The following is a 4,475-nucleotide window of genomic DNA, read 5'->3' on the forward strand; positions in this document are numbered from 1 at the left end:
GCCTTGGCGCCCGTCGCGTCGATGCGCGGGCGCCGGCGGGTCTCCTGGGCGACCGCCGCAGCGGCCGGGGCGAGCCGGTCCGGCGCCGCGTCGGTGCCGTCGTCGCCGGGCGCTCTGTCCTCGTAGGCGGGGCGGCGGCGCGCGGACGGCAGGGAGAAGCGCTGCGCCTCCTCGCCGGCCGGTGCCGCCCGCTCGTGGGACGGCTCGGCCTCGGCGCCGGGCCCGGCCTCCGCGAACGCCTCCGGCTCGCGGAAGGGCTCCGGCTCCGGGTAGGGCTCCGGCTCGGGGAAGGGCTCGGGTTCCGGGTAGGGTTCGGCGCCGGGATAGGGTGCGGGTTCCGGATACGGGTCCGGCTCGTGATGGGCGTCCGGCTCGGGATAGGCCTCGGGCGCGGGCGCGGCGGGTGCAGGTACGGGAGCGGGAGCCGGTGCCGCCGCTGGCGCGTAGCTCGCCTCGACGCGGGCGATCGCGTCGTCGAGGGAGTGCCCCTCCTGGGCGATGTCCTCTTCCGACAGCGGCGGGTCGAGCGAGCGGAGCTGGTCCATCAGCGCTGCGCGCGCGCGGCCGTAGACCGCCTCGCGCATCGGCGGGGAGGGATCGGAGAGGCCCTGCACGGCGCGGGCGATCAGCGGATAGTAGTCGGCCATCGGGCGTTTGACTGTCCTGAAGGAGAGCGCGCCGTCAAGCCTCGAACGGGTTCGTCACCAGGATGGTGTCGTCGCGCTCGGGGCTCGTCGAGAGGAGGGCGACCGGCGCGCCGATCAGCTCCTCGATGAAGCGCACGTACTTGACCGCCTGCGCGGGGAGGTCCGCCCAGGAGCGGGCGCCGGCGGTGGAGCCGGACCAGCCCTCGAACTCCTTGTAGATGGGCTCGATTCGCGCCTGCGCGTCCTGCGCCGCAGGAAAGTGATCGATCGTGTCGCCATCAAGGCGGTAGCCGACGCAGACCTTGATGGTCTCGAACCCGTCGAGCACGTCGAGCTTGGTCAGCGCGATGCCGTCGATGCCCGACGTGCGCACCGTCTGGCGCACGAGCATGGCGTCGAACCAGCCGCAGCGGCGCTTGCGCCCCGTCACGGTGCCGAACTCGCGCCCGCGCTCTCCGATGCGCTCGCCGACCGCGTCGAGCAGCTCGGTGGGGAAGGGACCCTCACCCACGCGCGTCGTGTAGGCCTTGGCGATTCCGAGCACGTAGCCGACGGCGCTCGGGCCGAGCCCCGACCCCGTCGCCGCCTGACCGGCCACCGTGTTCGACGACGTCACGAACGGATAGGTGCCGTGGTCGACGTCGAGCAGCGCGCCCTGCGCGCCTTCGAACAGGATGCGCTTGCCGGCCCGCCGCTGCTCGTCCAGCAGCCGCCAGGTGGCGTCGATGTAGGGCAGCACCTTGGGCGCGACGCTGGCGAGCTCCTCGTAGATCGCCTCGAGGGCGAATTCCTCGAGCCCGAAGCCGCGGCGCAGCGCGTTGTGGTGGGTGAGCAGCCGCTCGATCTTCGGGCGGAGCGCCTCGAGATCGGCGAGGTCGTTGACGCGGATGGCGCGCCGCCCGGCCTTGTCCTCGTAGGCGGGGCCGATGCCACGCTTCGTCGTGCCGATCTTGGTGCCGTGCCCGCCCGATTCGCGCAGCGCGTCGAGCTCCCGGTGGATGGAGAGGATCAAGGTCGCGTTGTCGGCGATGCGCAGGTTCTCGCGCGAGATGGCGACGCCCTGGCCCTGCAGCCGCTCGATCTCGGTGGCGAGCGCGTGCGGATCGACCACGACGCCGTTGCCGATGACGGACAGCGTGCCCTCACGCACCACGCCCGACGGCAGGAGCGAGAGCTTGTAGACCGTCTCGCCGACGACGAGCGTGTGGCCGGCATTGTGCCCGCCCTGGAAGCGCACCACCACGTCCGCCTGGCTCGACAGCCAGTCGACGATCTTGCCCTTGCCCTCGTCGCCCCACTGGGCGCCCACGACGACCACGTTCGACATCGCTTCTCGCTCCCCGCGTTGGGGTCCCTCGGCTCGTGCGGCCACGCTTCGCGGGCCGCAAACGAAAAGCCCCGGCGCAAGGCCGGGGCGGGTCGTTCACCTTGCGCGGCCTTGTGGGGGATTGTGGGGCGGGGGTCAAGGGGGAGGTGGCGGGGCTTCGCGCGCGCGGTGAGGGTCGAGCGCTGTCGACCTTCAACCATGGTTCGACGCGTCCGCAGCCCGATTCCTCCCCGGAGGGGAGGAGTCCGCGCGCAGCGCGGGCGGTGGGGCCGTTCCAGGTACCGCCGGGCCGGGCAGGGCGCCCCCCGGGCTTCCCACCCCGAGCCCCCTCGGCTACCGTCGGGCGGTCCCGCGCAGGAGCCCCCCATGCCCGCCACCACCGCCCGCCTCACCCGCTTCTCCGTCGCGCCGCTCGCGACGATGACGCGCCGCCTCGCCGACGTCGCCGCGGGGCGGTCGGCGCCCGATCTCGTGATTCGGGGCGCGCGGGTGCTCTCCACCTATACCGATCGCATCCTGCCCGAGCGCGAGGTCTGGATCGCCGGCGGGCGCATCGCCGCGGTCAAGCCGAACGGCGCGCACGCGCAGCTCGCACACGCCCCCGCCGAGATCTACGACGCCAACGGCGGCATCCTGGCGCCGGGGCTGGTCGACCCGCACATCCACATCGAATCCTCGATGGTCACCGCCTGCGCGTATGCGGAGGCGGCGCTCCTCAACGGCACGACGACGATCTTCTGCGACAGCCACGAGATCGGCAACGTCATGGACGTCGCCGGCGTCGAGGCGATGCTGGAGGACGCGCGGCAGGCGCCGCTCTCGATCTTCCTCACCGTGCCCTCGACGGTGCCGGCCACCTCGCCGGAGCTCGAGACCGCGGGCGGGGACCTCACGGCCGAGAAGATCGGCGCGCTGTTCGACCGCTGGCCGGAGGCGGTGGCGCTCGGCGAGAAGATGGACTTCGTCCAGGTCGCCCACGGCGACCCGCGCTCGCACGCGATCCTCGCCGCCGCGCTCTCGCGGGGGCGGCCGGTGTCGGGGCACATCTACGGGCGGGAGTTCGTCGCGGCCTACGCGGCGGCGGGCGTCACCGACACGCACGAGGCGATCGACCGCGACATCGCCGACGACCTGCTCGACGCAGGCGTCTGGATCTTCCTGCGCGGCGGCCCGCCGACCACGCCGTGGCACTCGCTGCCCGAGGCGATCAAGACGATCACCGAGCTCGGCGCCTCCAACAAGCGCGTGTGCGTGTGCACCGACGACCGGGACGCCGACGACCTGATGCTGTTCGGCATGGACTGGGTCGCCCGCCAGGCGTGGAAGGCGGGCATGACCCGCGAGCAGGCCTGGGCCATGGGCTCGCTCCACCCGGCGACGCGCTACCACCAGGACGGCGAGATCGGCGCGCTCGGCGGCGGGCGCCGGGCGGACGTCGTGCTGCTCAACGACGCACTGGAGGTGCGCAACACCTGGTACGGCGGCACGCTCGTCGTGGAGGACGCCAGGATCACGCCGGTCCTCGACGAGGCGCTGTCGGACCGGTGGGTGTATCCGAAGGCGGCCTATACCACGGTGAAGATCGCCGGCGACCCGCCGCTCGTCCCCGCGCCGCCGAGGACGCCCTGCGTCGCCAACACCCTGCGCACCGCGCTGCCGGGGATCGTCGTGCTCCACGAGCGCGTGGCGCTGGCGGCGGGCGAGACCTGGGAGGAGATCATCGGCGCGAGCGGCGCGGACCTGTGCCACGTCGCCGTGATCGAGCGCCACGGGCTCTCGGGCAGCGAGAGCCGGGTGGCGCACGGGCTCCTCAAGGACTTCGGCCTCAAGTCCGGCGCCGTCGCCTCCTCCGTCGGGCACGATTCGCACAACCTCATCGTGGCGGGGACCAACGAGGCGGACATGCGCCTCGCGCTCGACACGCTGCGCGCGGCGCAAGGGGGCGTGTGCGTGGTCGACGCCGGCAAGGTGGAGGCCTTCGTGGCGCTGCCCATCGCCGGCCTCCTCTCCGACAAGCGCGTCACCGAGGTCGCGGAGGAGACGCGGGTGCTCAAGGAAGTCTGGGCGAAGGCCGGCTGCACCATCCCCTACATGGGCTTCAACCTGATCCCGCTCTCGGTCATCCCGGAGATCCGCATCACCGACAAGGGGCTCGTGCTGGTGCCGCAGATGACGATCGTGCCGCCCTTCGAGGAGGGGCGGGAAGCGGCGGAGTAGGGGGCCGTCATCCCGGATTGCGAAGCAAGTCCGGGACCCAGAACCTCCGGAGCCATGATGAGCGGCGTGAAACGCCGCGGCGCGCGACGCCTCCATCGGCGTTTCGTGGACGCGCGCGCTTCCGCGCACGCTGACCAAGCACCTGCGGTTCTAGGCCCCGGGCCCGCTTCGCGACCCGTTGTGACAGGGGCCGGGCCTCTTCGGCATACCCTGCCCATCCCCACGCCACCCTCACCGTGCCCTCGACGGTGCCGGCCACCTCGCCGGAGCTCGAGACCGCGGGC

Annotated in this window: 2 protein-coding genes and 1 pseudogene; 1 reads left to right on the forward strand and 2 read right to left on the reverse strand. The window is 72.8% G+C overall.

From position 1 onward, the window contains the following. Together ACTZWW_RS22410 and ACTZWW_RS22415 are read right to left on the reverse strand one after the other, a co-directional pair. Positions 1-647, reverse strand: a pseudogene (locus tag ACTZWW_RS22410) (histidine kinase); the annotation flags it as partial. A 34-nt stretch (positions 648-681) separates the two neighbouring features. Next, positions 682-1,974 (reverse strand): adenylosuccinate synthase, encoded by a 1,293-nt coding sequence (locus ACTZWW_RS22415; RefSeq protein WP_444783184.1) that lies wholly within the window; start codon positions 1,972-1,974, stop codon positions 682-684. A 366-nt stretch (positions 1,975-2,340) separates the two neighbouring features. Between ACTZWW_RS22415 and ACTZWW_RS22420 the strand changes: the two genes are divergently transcribed. Continuing rightward, complete coding sequence (locus ACTZWW_RS22420; RefSeq protein ID WP_444783185.1) at positions 2,341-4,191, forward strand: adenine deaminase; 1,851 nt, start codon at positions 2,341-2,343, stop codon at positions 4,189-4,191. Positions 4,192-4,475: the final 284 nt, after the last annotated feature.

It is taken from the genome of Salinarimonas sp. NSM, assembly GCF_052380005.1.
Classification (GTDB): domain Bacteria; phylum Pseudomonadota; class Alphaproteobacteria; order Rhizobiales; family Beijerinckiaceae; genus Salinarimonas.

Coding starts and splice junctions, on each gene's coding strand:
- ACTZWW_RS22415 (WP_444783184.1), bottom strand. CDS start 1,974: ATGTCGAACGTGGTCGTCGTGGGCGCCCAGTGGGGCGACGAGGGCAAG.
- ACTZWW_RS22420 (WP_444783185.1), top strand. CDS start 2,341: ATGCCCGCCACCACCGCCCGCCTCACCCGCTTCTCCGTCGCGCCGCTC.